Source organism: uncultured Xanthomarina sp. (genome assembly GCF_963971605.1).
Classification (GTDB): Bacteria; Bacteroidota; Bacteroidia; order Flavobacteriales; family Flavobacteriaceae; genus Xanthomarina; species Xanthomarina gelatinilytica.
The window spans coordinates 1-15,834 of the sequence record NZ_CAXATZ010000011.1 but is presented as its reverse complement, the minus strand read 5'-3'; the positions used below and the strand labels follow the sequence as shown (position 1 = coordinate 15,834).

Annotated in this window: 11 protein-coding genes and 1 tRNA gene; 3 read left to right on the top strand and 9 right to left on the bottom strand. The window is 34.1% G+C overall.

Features of this window, described 5'->3' with window-relative positions:
* The first annotated feature begins 48 nt into the window (after positions 1 to 48).
* Both AACY93_RS06110 and AACY93_RS06105 read left to right on the top strand, forming a co-directional pair.
* A complete protein-coding gene (locus AACY93_RS06110; protein ID WP_286853020.1) occupies positions 49 to 846 on the top strand; it encodes a universal stress protein in 798 nt (265 codons plus the stop codon).
* 70 nt (positions 847 to 916) lie between these two features.
* Positions 917 to 990, top strand: a tRNA-Ala gene (locus AACY93_RS06105).
* Between the two features lie 38 nt (positions 991 to 1,028).
* On the opposite strand, the gene AACY93_RS06100 is transcribed toward AACY93_RS06105, so the two are convergent.
* From AACY93_RS06100 to AACY93_RS06080, 5 genes are all read right to left on the bottom strand, one after another.
* Positions 1,029 to 1,868 (bottom strand): alpha/beta hydrolase, encoded by an 840-nt coding sequence (locus AACY93_RS06100; RefSeq protein ID WP_286853021.1) that lies wholly within the window; start codon positions 1,866 to 1,868, stop codon positions 1,029 to 1,031.
* Positions 1,865 to 4,624, bottom strand: a complete 2,760-nt coding sequence (locus AACY93_RS06095; protein WP_286853022.1) for a PD-(D/E)XK nuclease family protein — start codon at positions 4,622 to 4,624, stop codon at positions 1,865 to 1,867. The genes AACY93_RS06100 and AACY93_RS06095 overlap by 4 nt, the downstream gene beginning before the upstream one ends.
* A 67-nt stretch (positions 4,625 to 4,691) precedes the next feature.
* Complete coding sequence (locus AACY93_RS06090) at positions 4,692 to 6,050, bottom strand: OmpA family protein (RefSeq protein ID WP_040491217.1); 1,359 nt, start codon at positions 6,048 to 6,050, stop codon at positions 4,692 to 4,694.
* Between the two features lie 125 nt (positions 6,051 to 6,175).
* Complete coding sequence (gene kbl / locus AACY93_RS06085) at positions 6,176 to 7,369, bottom strand: glycine C-acetyltransferase (protein ID WP_286853023.1); 1,194 nt, start codon at positions 7,367 to 7,369, stop codon at positions 6,176 to 6,178.
* 23 nt (positions 7,370 to 7,392) lie between these two features.
* A complete protein-coding gene (locus AACY93_RS06080; RefSeq protein ID WP_286853024.1) occupies positions 7,393 to 10,542 on the bottom strand; it encodes a UvrD-helicase domain-containing protein in 3,150 nt (1,049 codons plus the stop codon).
* A 126-nt stretch (positions 10,543 to 10,668) separates the two neighbouring features.
* Between AACY93_RS06080 and AACY93_RS06075 the strand changes: the two genes are divergently transcribed.
* Complete coding sequence (locus tag AACY93_RS06075) at positions 10,669 to 11,277, top strand: superoxide dismutase (protein WP_007647135.1); 609 nt, start codon at positions 10,669 to 10,671, stop codon at positions 11,275 to 11,277.
* Between the two features lie 566 nt (positions 11,278 to 11,843).
* Here the strand turns inward: AACY93_RS06075 and AACY93_RS06070 are convergent.
* The 4 genes from AACY93_RS06070 to AACY93_RS06055 all read right to left on the bottom strand — a co-directional run.
* The gene (locus AACY93_RS06070) at positions 11,844 to 13,742 is read right to left on the bottom strand and encodes an amidophosphoribosyltransferase (RefSeq protein ID WP_286853025.1); all 1,899 of its coding nucleotides are present in this window, start codon (positions 13,740 to 13,742) and stop codon (positions 11,844 to 11,846) included.
* Between the two features lie 119 nt (positions 13,743 to 13,861).
* Entirely contained in the window at positions 13,862 to 14,788 is a 927-nt protein-coding gene (locus tag AACY93_RS06065) for a PfkB family carbohydrate kinase (RefSeq protein WP_007647137.1), read from the bottom strand.
* Positions 14,789 to 14,863: 75 nt separating this feature from the next.
* The gene (locus tag AACY93_RS06060; protein ID WP_007647139.1) at positions 14,864 to 15,505 is read right to left on the bottom strand and encodes a ribonuclease H family protein; all 642 of its coding nucleotides are present in this window, start codon (positions 15,503 to 15,505) and stop codon (positions 14,864 to 14,866) included.
* 97 nt (positions 15,506 to 15,602) lie between these two features.
* A partial coding sequence (locus tag AACY93_RS06055) for a formyltransferase family protein (RefSeq protein ID WP_339611450.1) occupies positions 15,603 to 15,834 on the bottom strand: 232 nt, incomplete at its 5' end.

Sequence of the window (15,834 nt, the reverse complement as noted above, 5' to 3'; positions counted from 1 at the left end):
TTTACTTTTGCATAAATTTTGTGTAAATTTAGTTTTTAATTCTTGATTATGAAGAATATATTAGTTCCTGTTGGTTCGTCTAAAAATGCTGTAAGCCATTTACAATATGCTGTAGATTTTGCCAAGGCTTTTGGTGCAAAATTACACGTTGTTCAAATTTACAATATATATACTAAGGCAGGAACCATGATTAAAGTGGATCATATTCTAGAACGTGAGAGTTTGGAGTTTTTAAAATCTCATGTTGCCAAGGTAGATACCAAAGGAGTAGATGTGCATATTAAGACATTTAAAGGAAAACTGGTAGACACTATAGAATTGGTATGTAAATCCTTGGATATTGATTTAATATTGATAGAACCTAGAACAAATTCTATAAGAGAAGAAGTCTATTTAGGTAAAACCTCTGGGAAAATCATTAAACAAACCAACATTCCTGCCCTAATAGTTCCTGAAGGTTATACATACAAACCTATTATCTATATTTTAATGGCCTTGAAATCTGCCATTATAAAAAAAGAAAACGCTTTAAATCCTTTAATGGATATTAAAAATCAATTTAAGTCTATTGTTAATTTATTGTTGGTCAAGACACCTTATCACAATGAAGGTGATTTTGATATTGACGAGAAATTATCGGCCATTATTACAAACACTACTTATACAGAAAATGCCACCACTTTTCAGGGTGTTTTAGAACATTACAAAGATAACGATCCAGACTTGTTGTGTGTTGTTAGACGCAAACGTGGGTTTTTCACCAAACTCTGGGAAAAGAACACCATTTTGAAAAAAGATTTTCAAAGTACAACATTACCAGTTTTGGTTTTAAGTGGATTGAAATAAATTTGTTTAATTTAACCAAAGTAATGTATCTTTGTCTGCTGCTGGAAGGAAGGGGCGAAATAAATAATTTGGGGGATTAGCTCAGTTGGCTAGAGCGCTACGCTGGCAGCGTAGAGGTCATCGGTTCGAATCCGATATTCTCCACAGATAAAAAGTCTTTATTTAAAACATAAAGACTTTTTTTATTTTATAAAATCGATACTTTTTTCAACAACTAACTTTAATTCTTTAGGTAGATTTTCGTTCTCCCAAGGATGTTTAGAGCCAAAGACATGATTACCGTTTTCTATGGAAATCAATTTACTTTTGGGATTCCAGGCATGCAACATGTTAGCTTCATTGAAAGGAATGGATGTGTCTGAATCTCCATGTACAATAAGATGTGGGATTTTTAACCTTTTAGTGGCCAATTCAATGTTTAAACGGGTTTCATTGGCCTTGAAATCTTTATAAAACTGATATTTATGAGGCATTTGCTGCTTGGTTCTTCCGTTTAACACATATTTTACACCTTCTTTTTTCCATGTCTCTAAATCGCCAATAGTAGCAGTTCTCTTGGCAAAATCGCAAACACTTGCCCAAGTTATTAATTTTGTGATCCTTGTATCTTCTGAAGCAAAAATGGTTGCAATTCCGCCACCTCGGGAATGTCCAATTAATGTCACATAGTTGGTATTGATTTCCGTTTTAAATGGGTTTTCATTAGATAGCAAGTAATTTAATACATCTTTCAAATCTTGGAGTTCCTTGGAGTAATTGTTTTCTGAGAATGCTTCTAAATCCGGGAAATCCATTGGGTTTTCTATAGTTCCTCCATTATGTGAAAAATTAAATTTTACAAAAAAGTAATTTTTGTTTTTGAAAGCTTCTGCCACTACATCCCAACTTCCCCAATCTTTAAACCCTTTATAGCCATGACAAAATACAACCAAGGGTTTTGGTGTTTTAGATGGGTTAAAAAAAGCATCCCAAAGGATTGGTTTTTGCTTTTTCCGATTTAATATGAGATTTTTGGTAATCATTCTATTTCCTTTTCAACAAAATCCATTTCAGGATTACAAATTTCAAGAATGAGCTTTTTTAACTCCGTTTCAAAAAATTGGAGAGTGTCGTTATAAATAAGCGTGTTTTTATTCCTGTCGTAAGTACTTTCTTTTTTTGCAAATTTTAAAAATCCTGAACTTAAGTTTTTAAACGAAATAACACCTGCTTCCAGAGGCAGATTGACTTTACGGTCTTTAAACATGGCATATGCATAACATAACACTTGAAAGGATTTACTGTATTTTGCATAGTCGGTTGTTAAATCTTCCCAATCAATTACCTCAACCTGATTTTGAATGACTTTTCCTGTTTTATAGTCAATAATTCTGGTAGTGCCATTATATTGGTCTACCCTATCTACTTTACCTGTTAAGTATACAGGAAAATCCAATTCCTTAAGGTCTATTAAAACCTTGTTTTCACTTTCTATGGCAACAATATTTATTTTATTGCCATTTTGCAATTCTTCAATCTCTAGGTTTAAAAAATTATTTATATAACGTTTGGCAATTTCATATACAATCAGGTTTTTACCTTTGGTGATGTCTCCTTGTTTATAAAACGCTTTAAAATGATTGGTAACTGTTGTGTCCACCAAGGTTTTCATGTGTTTTACATGGTCAACAGTAAGTTGTTTTCCTTCCAGAGGCTTATAAAAATCTTCTAAGGTATTATGTATCACATTGCCTAGAGTATTTGCTGCAATGGTTTCTTCAACCTCATCATATTCTCCAATTTTCAAAACTTTTTGATTGTAAAAATCTATTGGATTTCTTATATAATTGGTTAAAGACGAAGGTGAAAACCCTTTGTTGGCAATATCCTTTAAGCGTTCCAGTACGTTTGGCGTTTTGTAAATATGATGTAATGTAGGTTTTGACAAACTAACGTCTGGAAGCACCAATTTATGTGTAATGGTATGGATGCCCTCCAATTCCAATTGTGTTATAAGCCTGCTCTTTTCTCCACCATTTAAAACATCTGCTTCGGTATTATATAGTATGTGTACTTGTTTTGCGCGTTGTATCAATCTGTAAAAATGATAGGAATAAACAGCATCCTTTTCTTTATAAGTTGGTAAATTGTATTGCAATTTCACATCAAAAGGAATAAAGGAGTTATTGCTTTTCCCAGAAGGTAAAACACCTTCGTTAACAGAAGAAATGATAACCGTTTCAAAATCTAAAACCCGAGATTCCAACATACCCATAACCTGTAAGCCCTGTAAGGGTTCTCCTTTAAAATCTAGTGTTTCACTACTTAATAAATTTTTATATACCTCAAAAAGGGTTTGCACGTTTTTTAAATGTGGATAAGTGGCATGCAGTCTGCTTAGTTCATTAAACAACTCATTGAACCTATATAAATATTCCAGATGTAGTAGATTGTCATATTTTTTATTATCGAGATTGTTTTTAATTAGGAATATGAGTTTTTTGGTTTGTTTTAAGGCTTTATTGGCTTCGTTATCCCAGGTTCCAAATAAAACCTCTATAATTTCGGTAAAAGGTTCTGAGAGTTCTTTTAATTGCGCTGTGTTTAAGTAAACCAAGTTGTTTTGTTGAATGGTATTGACTATTTCTGTAATCTTGGTTTTATGGTTTATTTCAAATAAGGGACTGATATTTTGATGGGATAAAATGGCAATGATATCTTTGTAATAGTAATTAGAATTGGAGTCCTTGTGCAAATAGAACAATCTTTCGAACAAAGTAGCCAATGGAACAGAACTTAAGGGCAGACCCATGGTTATGTTTAGGGCATTGACCGTTGAAGGCAAGGAATTCAAAACAGGAAGCAGTAACCCTTCATCTCCCAATACAATGGCCGTTTTGTCTAAATTTCCCCGATTTGAAATCTGGGTGTTTAAAATAGAACCAATTTGTTTGGCTTGACCCACATTTTTTGGTACGCCATAAACGGAAATCTCTTTTTCCTGAGTATAATTATTGGAAACCCAATTAAAGGGATTTGCTTTAAAATAGGACCAGTTTTGCTTATATTGTTTCACAAACAAACCAGCATCGTGTAAGGGATTGTTTAAATAGCTTGTTTCAATATCCCAATATATTTCAGCCAATTCGTTTTGAAGCAGTTCTTGAATAATGGTTTCTTCAGCTTTATTTAAAGCATTAAAGCCTAAAAAAACAAGTTTTTTATCTGTATTGGTTTGAATATAGCTTTCAATATTGTTAACAGCTTCCCTATAAATCAATCCTTGATATCCAATCCCTTTATGGATAAGGGTCTCTGTAAAATGATTGTAGTACACCAATAACTTGTTCCAAAAGGCAAGATACTTTATTATGAAATCTGATTTATTTTCTTGTTGGGACCAGTGATTGATATCCTGTATGGCACTCAAGTAATTAAGTATGTCTTCTTGAGGTATCAAATAACGATCTATTTCGTTAAAGTCCTGAATAATTACTTGGGCCCATTTTGAAAAAGACTCAAACGAATCCTGTTCCGATGGTTTTGTGAGTTCTTTATAAACGGTATAAAACTCAAAAAGCAATTCCACATTAGAGATGGGTTTTAACTGGGATAAATTGCTTGTAAACTCTTCTATGCTTAGTATTTCTGGAGAAAAAACCGTTTGTTGGTACACATGTGGTATATTGTTTTTCAGGAAAACGCCCGCTCTTTTACTTGGTAAAACAAAGGTAAGATTAGCAATGATTTCTTTATTTGCTTTAAGTGTTTGGAGTACTTCATGAATAAATGTTGTCATAGTATAAAAATAAAAAACGCTCCGAAAAATCGGAGCGTTTTTAAAACTATTTTATGTTATAATCAGCTTATTTTACTAAGTTAATTTCAACTCTTCTGTTGTTTGCTCTACCAGCTCTAGTTTTGTTAGAATCAATTGGTCTAGATTCTCCATAACCTTCGTGAGTAAGTCTATTAGAAGCAACACCATTAGAAATTAAGTAATTCATTACAGAACTAGCTCTTTCTTTAGATAACTTCATGTTTAATGCTTCGCTACCTACGCTGTCTGTATGACCTTCAATATTGAACTTAGCATTTGGATACTCTTTTAAGATTCCAATAATGTTTTGTAACACTTCAGCTGATTGCTCTTTAATTGAAGATTTACCAGTGTCGAATAAGATAGTTTTAGCATAGGCATTTAATGATTTCTGTACTGCCTCAGTTACCTCTGGACAACCTTGGTTAGCAACTGTTCCAACTTTGTCTGGACATAAATCATCTTTATCAGCAACACCATCTCCATCTCTATCTGGCCAAGGACATCCATTGTTTGCAGCAGGACCAGCTTCGTTTGGACATTTATCATCTTTATCAGCAATTCCATCACCATCAGCATCAGGACAACCGTTTAATTCTTTAGGACCAGCAACTGTAGGGCAGTTATCTTTGTTATCAGGAATTCCGTCGCCATCAGTATCAGGACATCCATTGAATTCAGCTAAACCAGCTTCATTTGGACATTCGTCTTTGCTATCTTCAATACCATCTCCATCAGTATCAGGACAACCGTTAAATTCAGCTAAACCAGCTACTTCTGGACAAGCATCATCTTTGTCGTAGATACCATCTCCATCTGTGTCTTTTCCTCCAAATTTAAATGTTAAACCTGCATAGTGTTGGAAGTGTGTAGCTAAATAATCTTCGAACGCATGTTTGTATGTACTTTGTAAAGTAAATCCAATATTTTCAGTAAACCATAAGTTAAGACCAAGTGCACCATTAAGGGTTCCTGCTCCAATTTCGTCTACCCAAGTGTAACCACCACCTACTCCTAGGTAAGGCTCAACTACTTTAGAATTAATTAATTTTGCGAAACTATATTTAACAGTTCCATCTACTCCGTAATAAGACATATCACTTACATCAGCATCTCCCCAACTTTCAATTTTGTTGATAGACCCAGTAACTCCAAAAGAGAAACCATTGCTAAAATACTTTGAAACTGTAAGACTTGATAATGAAGGTAAGATATTCCAGTGATCACGAGCATTAAAATACTCATCGAAATAATCACCAAGTGGAGCATCTTCTCCTGTTGGATAGAAATCAACGGCGTTTACTCCTAGACTGATAGCCCATGGATTGTTTTCATCTTGTGCATTAATGTTGCTAAAACTTAACATAAGCAACATTGCGAACAATAATCTGCTAAGATTTTTCATATTCAAAAATTTAATTTTTAAGTGTTAATTGTAAGCAAAAGTAAGTTGTTAAATGTTATTAACAAAGACAAATATAGAAAAATATTGAATAATTTACCTAAAATCTGCTTGTTTGTATAAATTTTTTAAATTATTTCTAAAACTTTTCCAATTTTTATAAAGGCATTGATAGCCTTATCCAAATGCTCCCTTTCATGGGCTGCAGATAATTGAACCCTTATTCTTGCTTTTTCCTTTGGAACAACTGGGAAAAAGAATCCAATAACGTAAATACCTTCTTTTAACAATAAATTTGCCATGGTTTGTGCTAGTTTGGCATCGTACAACATCACTGGTACAATGGCCGAATCCCCATCTATGATATCGAAACCGGCTTTTTTCATACCTGCTTTAAAGTAATTGGTGTTTTCTTCTAGTTTATCTCTTAAGGACGTGTTATTTTTTAACATATCGAATACCTTAATAGAGGCTCCTACTATTGCAGGCGCTAAAGAATTTGAAAACAAGTAAGGTCTTGATCTTTGACGTAGTATTTCAATAATCTCCTTTTTGCCTGTAGTGTAACCTCCCATGGCTCCTCCCAGTGCTTTTCCAAGGGTTCCGGTAATAATGTCTACTCTTCCCATCACATTTTTTTCTTCAATGGTGCCTATTCCTGTTTTTCCTATAAAACCTGCAGCATGGCATTCGTCTACCATTACCAAAGCATCATATTTTTCTGCTAAATCGCATATTTTGTCCAATGGAGCCAATAGTCCGTCCATGGAGAAAACGCCATCTGTAACAATAATTTTAAATCGCGCACCATTTTTATTGGCTTCCATTAACTGAGTCTCCAAATCGGACATATCGTTGTTTTTATAACGATATCTGGCTGCTTTGCACAATCTTACACCATCTATAATGGAGGCATGATTTAAAGAGTCTGAAATAATCGCGTCTTCAGCGCCAAACAAGGGTTCAAAAACACCTCCATTGGCATCAAAAGCTGCTGCATATAAAATGGTGTCTTCTGTGTCATAAAAATCGGCAATTTTATGTTCCAATTCTTTGTGAATATCTTGTGTTCCACAAATAAAACGAACCGACGACATCCCAAAACCATGTGTATCCATAACATCTTTTGCTGCTTGAACCACCTCTGGATGAGACGATAGACCCAAATAATTATTGGCACAAAAGTTTAAAACTGTTTCGCCTGTGTTCAAGGTTATTTCCGCTCCTTGGGCAGAGGTTATAATGCGTTCGGTTTTAAATAATCCACTGTCCTTAATTTCCTGTATTTCGTTTTCTAAATGTTCTTTGATTTTTCCGTACATGTCTTGGTTGTTTTTTTACAAATTTAAAATTCTTTTACTTCTATCCCATCATTAATGTAAACAAGTATTTTTTTAGACACTGTAAAATTCATTTCCATCAATACATTTTTGTATGCTTCCAGCTGTAAAATGTGTTTCTTGTCTGGTGCGCCAGTTTTATAATCCAATATGGTTACTTGGTTTTGTTTGTTGATTATCAATCTGTCTGGACGATACTTGATTCCAGACTTGCCAATGATATCGCGTTCATTGTAAACTGTGTCTTCTGTTAAAAAATAAGGCTCCAAAATTTCATGTGCAACAATATTTAAAATAAGTTCTTTTAAAACTAAGGCTTGATCGGCTGTTATAACGTTGGCATTTATAAAGTCATGCATTACAAAATCAACATCTGCTTTCGTTTTAATTTTAGACATGATATGGTGCAACAAATTCCCTTTCTCTATGGCTTCTTTTTGGGATGTGTCCCACAGATACCCTGAATTGGTAACGATTCTTATTTGATGCTCATGTTTGGGAGTTGATATAAACGCCGTTTGTTTTAAAGTCGGGTTGATTTCTTTCTTTTTTTCTGAAGTTTTTATTGGGTTTCCAAACTGATATATCCATTGATTTTCATCCCAAAGCTTGATATGGAGCAAATAATCAATAAAAAATCCGGAATATGTGTTCTGGTTAGCTTCGCCTTTGCTACCGATGTCTTTTTTTGAAATAACGTGCAACTGTTCCTTAGCTCTAGTTAAAGCCACGTAAAGCAGGTTAATATTGTCAAGTTCCAACTCTGAACGATGGGTTTGATAAATTTCCTTTCCCGTATCGCCAAAATTTTCAAAATCTTTATTAAAATTCAGCAACGTGTATGGAAATCCACAAAAGCTTGCTTGATCAATAGGAAACCATTCTTTAGCTTCAATTTCTTTATAAATATCCAAATCTGCAAAAGGGAAGATAACCACTGGAAACTCCAAGCCTTTGGATTTATGTATGGTCATTATTTGCACAGCTTCTTGCCCTGAAGGCGAAACGATGCTTAACGTATCTTTTTTCTTTTCGAAATGTTCTATAAAACCGGATAGGTCCGATAATTTCTTTTGAGAATATTCAAATACAAAATCCAAGAAATATTGCACATACGCATTTGACGTTTGCACCAGGTTAAATGATCTTACCAAGGTTTCAGCAAGTTCAAACAAAGACAGCTGCATCAACTCATTATGGTTTAATTTTATCTGAAATTCTTCCAGTTTGTTGATTAAATCTGCTAAATCCAGTTCAATAAAAGACTCAAAAAATGCATGTTTATCTTCAACCTCAAACCGTTCTGCCAAATAATACAAGACCAGGATTTTAATGTCGTTGTTTTTTGGCTGTTCCATCAGTTTTAAAAAATCTACAATGAAGCTAACTTCTTCTGAATATTTCAACAACAAGGTTTCCGAAGAAATAAGAGGAACCTGATGTTCGTTTAAATAATCGGCAATTGCAACACCTTCTTTTTTCTTTCTAACCAAAATACAGATCTCACTGTAAGAAAAGCTATTATCCAAACATCTATTTATACATTCCAGGGTTTTTTCGGCATACAATTGTTGGGCATCATCTTCTTTTTGAATGTTTAAAAACTCCAAACCAACAAATCCCTCTTGGGTTTTGGTTACTTCTTGATAGGATGCTTGGTACAATTTTTTATAATTTTCATTGCCAAACTTAGTGTTGGACAAATACTCAAAAAATCCATTGTTAAATTTTAAAATTTCTTGAAAACTTCTGAAGTTTTGTGGCAGATTTTCAACATCTTGAATAATCTGAAAAGGCTTTTCTGTTTTATTGAACAGGTCTATAAATTGTTCAGCTTTCCCTCCTCGCCACCTGTATATGGCTTGTTTGGCGTCTCCAACCAAAAGTACAGAGCCTATTTCGTTATTTAAGTTTTCTTGAGATAAACTGTTGTCCATTAAAGGTTTTAGGTTCTCCCATTGCAGCACAGAAGTATCTTGAAACTCATCAATAAAATAGTGTTTAAATCGCTCTCCCAAACGCTCATAGATAAAAGGTGTAGGTTGGTTTTTTATCTCGTTGCTTATCAGCTCGTTAAACTCTGAAATCAACACCTTATTTTGTTCATTTTTTAAAGCATTCAATTCCTTGTTTATGGCATTTAAAACAGATAAAGGTGTGATATTTTTATAAAAAGCCTTTAAAAATTTATAATGAAAAAACGCTTTTTTGGTATCGTTGAAAACGGTTGCAATTTGAGGTTGTATGTTTTCTATTGTTGCTGCCACATCTGCAGAAACCCTTTTAGGGTACAAGGTTCTGGTCTCAATCTCTTCTTGCCATTTGGAATCAAAACCAATGGTAAAATTTTTGCTTGCCAGTTTTTGAAAGTGCTTTGGTAAATAACTGCCTGAAAAATCATCATACTGTAAGCCACACTCTTCTATATATGTTAAGATTTCTTGTGCTTGGTTAACAAGTAAGGTTTCGGTAGCCAATATATCGTTTCGCAATTGGTTTTTTAGTGCTTTAAAATCTTCTAAAGACTTGTTTTTTAGTGTATTTATAAAAAACAAATCCTCCTCACTAACCAAGAGTTTTGAAATTTTATTAAAATCGTAAGATACATCCCAGCTTTTGTCATCGTCTGCTTTTTCTATTGCAAAATCTATTAATATGTTGGTAAGTTCCTTTTCGGTTCCGGCTTTGGAAATCAATCTGTCCACAGCTTCATTTAACAGGGCTTCTTGATCCAGCTCGACTTCAAAGTTTAAAGGTAATTTTAAATCATACGCAAAGGTTCTGATAATTCTGTGTGTAAAGCCGTCAATGGTAGAAATATCAAAAGCAGCATAATTATATACAATGGTATTTAACAAACGTTTGGATTTGTTGTGAATGGCTTGAGGAGACATATTCAACTCTTCACAGATCATTAAAAACATGTCGTTGGGATGCTCCAAAATGTTTTCAGAAGAAAAAACCCTTAACGTATCAATAATACGCTCTTTCATTTCACTGGCTGCCTTATTGGTGAAGGTAATTGCAAGAATGTTTTTAAACGTATCGTAAAAAGGGGATTTCAATATAATTTTTAAATATGCTTTTACCAAAGTAAAAGTCTTTCCACTTCCTGCCGAAGCATTATAAACCAAAAAAGAGCTTTTTTTATCCATAAAGTAGAAAATTTTACACAAGATAAAAACTATCAATGATTTGATAGGTATTTATTATTTTTAATTGCTGCTATTTATACGTAAATTTGAAAGAATTAAATATTAACAATTAAAAATTTAAATATTATGGCTTTCGAATTACCGAAATTGAAATATGCTTATGATGCTTTAGAGCCTCATATAGATGCACGAACAATGGAAATACACCATACCAAACACCATCAAGGTTATACAAACAATTTAAACAACGCCATAGAAGGCACAGACTTAGAAGGAAAAACCATTGAAAACATCCTTATTAACCTGGACATGAACAACAAAGCTGTTAGAAACAATGGTGGAGGTTTCTATAACCATTCCCTTTTCTGGGAAGTTATGAATCCTGAAGGTAAAGGATATTTGTCTGGAGATTTAAAAGATGCCATTATTGCCCAATATGGCAATGTAGATGCCTTTAAAGACGCTTTTAGCAAAGCTGCTGCAACCCAGTTTGGTTCTGGTTGGGCTTGGTTATGCGTTCATAAAGGTGGAAAAGTGGAGATTTGCTCTACACCAAACCAAGACAATCCCCTAATGCCTGGAGTAGGTTGTGGTGGCACACCAATTTTAGGATTGGATGTTTGGGAACATGCTTATTATTTAAACTATCAAAATAGAAGACCAGATTATATCAATGCTTTCTTTAACGTTATTAACTGGAACGAGGTTGAAAGACGTTATGCAGAAGCAAAATAAGTTTAGATGACTTAAAAAAAAAGCAAACCCAACTTGGGTTTGCTTTTTTTTTAGCTTGTTTTTAAAAAGAGACATTTGGTAGAATAAAATTCTATCTTTCAGTTTGTAAGATACCTGCCTTTGTAGGTATCAAATGAAAAAAGGTGAACGAGAGTTCACCTTTTTTGCCCCAAATCTACCATAAACTTAACCTACTTATGTTATGGTAGGCCAAATATAGAATGGTCGTTACTCTTAAAAAAAATAAATAGATAAACGGCTTATAAATTAGGCTAAAAGAGGATATATTAATTATTTAAGGGTAAAATCCCCTTAAATATGAAGTTGAAGATATTTTTTTTGCCTTAAAACTGAAAAGAAGAAAATAAAAAAAGGCGAACGAAAGTTCACCTTTTTTTGCCCCAAATCTACCATGAACTTAACCTACTTATGTTATGGTACATCTAATGTAGTTTTATTTTATTTAATGTTTTTAAATTTTTAGACGAAATGCATATTTATCAGTTAAAAGTATGTTTTTGATAGACAAACCGTTTAAAATTAATGATTTAACCCTAGTCTTGAAATTAATACGCACGTTCTTTATTCCCTTCATAGAAATTAATAAAAGCCCTATTAACCACACGATTACCTCCTACGGTTGGATAGTTTCCTGTAAAATACCAATCCCCAAAATTTTTAGGACAAGCTTTGTGCAAATTTTCCACAGGTTGAAAAATGGTAACAACTTCTGCTTTTACAGTATCGTCTGAGATCAATTCTGCAATTTTATTGGATATGGCCTCATCTGAAAACTCAGAATATAAATCTTTTACAAAATTTCTAACGTCCTTGTCTTCTAAATGTACCTGTGCTTTACATTTTTCATAAACCTCTTGTACCAAATGGTATTTGTTGTTTTCTTCCAGCAACTCCAACATGGCCCTAAAAGCAATTAAATCTTCAAGTCTTGCCATGTCTATACCATAACAATCAGGATAACGAATTTGAGGTGCAGAAGAAACCACTATGATTTTTTTAGGATACAATCTATCCATCATTTTTATGATACTCTTTTTAAGCGTTGTTCCCCTTACAATACTGTCGTCTATAATAACCAGGTTATCAGTTGGTTTAATAACACCATAGGTAACATCGTAAACGTGAGCCACCAAATCGTCACGACTACTGTCTTCCGTGATAAAGGTTCTTAATTTAACGTCTTTAATGGCTATTTTTTCAATTCGAGGTCTTTCGCTTAAAATATCTGTTACTTTTTCTGCAGACAAACCTCCATTGCCATTCAATATTGCTTGTGTTTTCTTTTTGTTTAAATGCTCTTCAACCGTTTCTATCATTCCAAAGAAAGAGGTTTCTGCTGTATTTGGAATATAAGAGAACACCGTGTTTTTAGTGTCGTTATCAATGGCTTCAAGAACTTTTGGCATTAATAGTTTTCCCAATTTTTTACGTTCTTGATATATTTCAGCGTCACTTCCCCTTGAAAAATATATACGTTCAAAAGAACATGCTTTTCTCTCTAAAGGTTCAATGATTTTTTTAATGGACACATCACCAGATTTTTTGGTAATGATAGCATGACCTGGCTCCAGCTCCTTTACATCTTCAAAAGCCACATTGAAAACCGTTTGGATTACGGGACGTTCTGAAGCTACAACCACAACTTCGTCGTCTTTATAGTAATAAGTTGGCCTTATTCCTGCTGGATCCCTTAACACAAAGGAATCTCCATGACCTAAAAGTCCAGCCATGGCATAACCACCATCCCAGTTTTTAGAAGCACGCTTTAAAATTTTTGCCACATTCAATCGCTCGGCAATTAAAGGTGAACATTCTATTTTACTATAACCTTCCTTTTTAAGTTGTTTGTATTTTTTTGCAACGGCATCGTCTAAAAAATGTCCTATTTTTTCCATAATGGTTATGGTATCTGCCATTTCTTTGGGATGCTGTCCTATTCTAACCAATCCATCAAATAACTCATTTACATTGGTCATGTTGAAATTTCCAGCTACAATAAGATTTCTGTGCATCCAGTTGTTTTGTCTTAAAAACGGATGTACGTTTTCCACACTGTTCTTTCCAAAGGTGCCATATCTTACATGACCCAAAAGCACTTCGCCTATATATGGCAAGTGCTTTTTTTGCTTAGCAACATCATCTTTATATTCTGGATGCTCAAGCATTTCTTTATTGATGCGTTCGTTAATTTGAGCAAAAATATCTTGAATGGGTTGTTGCGCTATGGAGCGTACACGACTTATGTATCTTTCTCCAGGTTTGGTATCTAATTTAATGCTGGCAAAACCTGCACCATCTTGACCACGATTGTGCTGTTTCTCCATCATGAGATACATTTTGTTCACACCGTAAAAAGCTGTTCCATACTTTTTATGATAAAATTCTAAAGGTTTTAAAAGCCTAATATGGGCAATTCCACATTCATGTTTTAAAGCATCGCTCATTGTAATTTATGTTGTAGTTGTTGTTTGTTTTTAGTATTCATGTTCCTGTTTACCGCAAGACAGGTTTACCGTAATGAAAAATATAATCAAAAAACGCGCTCAATTGTGAGCGCGCTTGTTTATGTTAATTCGATATCGAATTGTGTTAAATTTTTAAATTCTTGCAAACGTTGATGCACCTCCTTGCTTTTTAAATCTGTCATGCGCTCAGTACCAAATTTTTCAACACAAAAGGATGCCAAGGTTGAGCCGTAAATAACAGCGTTTTTCATGTTTTCAAAAGAAACGTCTTCTGTTTTTGCCAAATAACCTGCAAAACCTCCAGCAAAAGTATCTCCTGCTCCTGTAGGATCAAACACTTCTTCTAAAGGTAGGGCCGGAGCAAAAAACACATTGTCTTTATGGAACAACAAAGCACCATGTTCCCCTTTTTTAATCACCACGTACTTTGGACCCATTCCATGTATTTTTCTAGCTGCGACAACCAATGAATATTCTCCTGTTAATTGACGTGCTTCTTCATCGTTTATGGTTATTACATCTACTTTACTTATTACGTTCAGCAACTCTGTCAAAGCACAATCCATCCAGAAATTCATCGTGTCCAAAATAACCAGTTTTGGTTTGGTGTTCATTTGTTCCAAAACACTCAATTGGACGTTGGGATGTAAGTTTCCTAACATTACAATATCAGAATCCCTGTAATTTGTTGGAACCACTGGATTGAAATCTGCAAGCACATTCAGTTCTGTAGCCAAGGTATCGCGAGAATTCATATCGTTGTGATATTTCCCACTCCAAAAGAAAGTTTTTCCTTCTTTTACTATTTCCACACCAGAAATATCGATATTTTTATTTGCCAAAAGGTCTAAATATTCTTGAGGGAAATCGCCTCCAACTATGGAAACCACAGATGCATCCACGTTAAATTGCGAAGCTGCCAACCCTATAAAGGTTGCTGCTCCTCCAAGAATTTTGTCAGTTTTTCCAAAAGGGGTTTCAATCGCATCAAAAGCTACGGTTCCTACTATTACTAATTTGCTCATATTGAGGTTTGAAAATTTGGTGCAAATATAAGGTATTTAGCCACGAATACACGAAAGATTTTTTTAAATAAATATTTATTTCCTGCCAAAATCAGCTGGGATTTCGCCCCAAGCTTTGGTTTCCCATTTAACAATAGTTGTGGTGTAATTGTTTTCTTTTAGCCAGTTTACAGCTCTATCTACCAGCTCAAAAAGTGTTTTGTTTTTTTGGTTTCGCTCCAATTTGGTGTTACATGATTTCTTTTTTACCCAACTCATGGCTGTTTTGGAGTCTGTATAAATAATACGGTCACTGTTATGTTGTTTTAAAAAAGCCAATCCGTGAACAATGGCGAGAAATTCGCCAATATTATTGGTGCCTTCTTCAAATGGTCCTTGAATAAAAAGCTGTTTTTTGGTTTTGGTATCCACACCTCGATACTCCATTTTTCCAGGGTTTCCGCTAGAGGCAGCATCCACAGAAATGGAATGGTAGTTGGGTTGACCTATTTTTTTAAGTTGATCTTCAGTAAGACTGGAACTGAACTTCTTGTTTTTACCTATATAGTCTTTATAGTTGCCATTTAAAGCTTTTTTGGCAGCATCAAAAGTTTCAAAAGATTTGTATTGGGCTCCTTCAAAGTCTTTTATTTGTGCTTTGCAATCGTGCCAAGACTCAAAAACACCTGTTTTGTGGCCTTTCCAAACTGTGTAATATTTTTTTTTCTTCTTACTCATTGTATCATTGCAGGCTAAGTGGACATCCTTTAAATGCAAGTTTCGGTATTAATTTATTGATAAGGTGCTTTTGACTTCGCTCAGCGCAACATTTTAGCTACTTTAATAACTTTTCAACAACCTTCGGAAAATGTTCCATTTCCAATTTATGAATATTGGCAGCTACATGTTGTGCAGTATCAGTAGGCAAAACTTTGCATTTAGCTTGAAAAATAATGGCTCCCGCATCATAATGTTCATTTACATAATGTATGGTAATTCCTGTTTCTGTTTCTTTATTGTTGACTATAGCTTCATGGACATGGTTTCCATACATACCCTTTCCACCA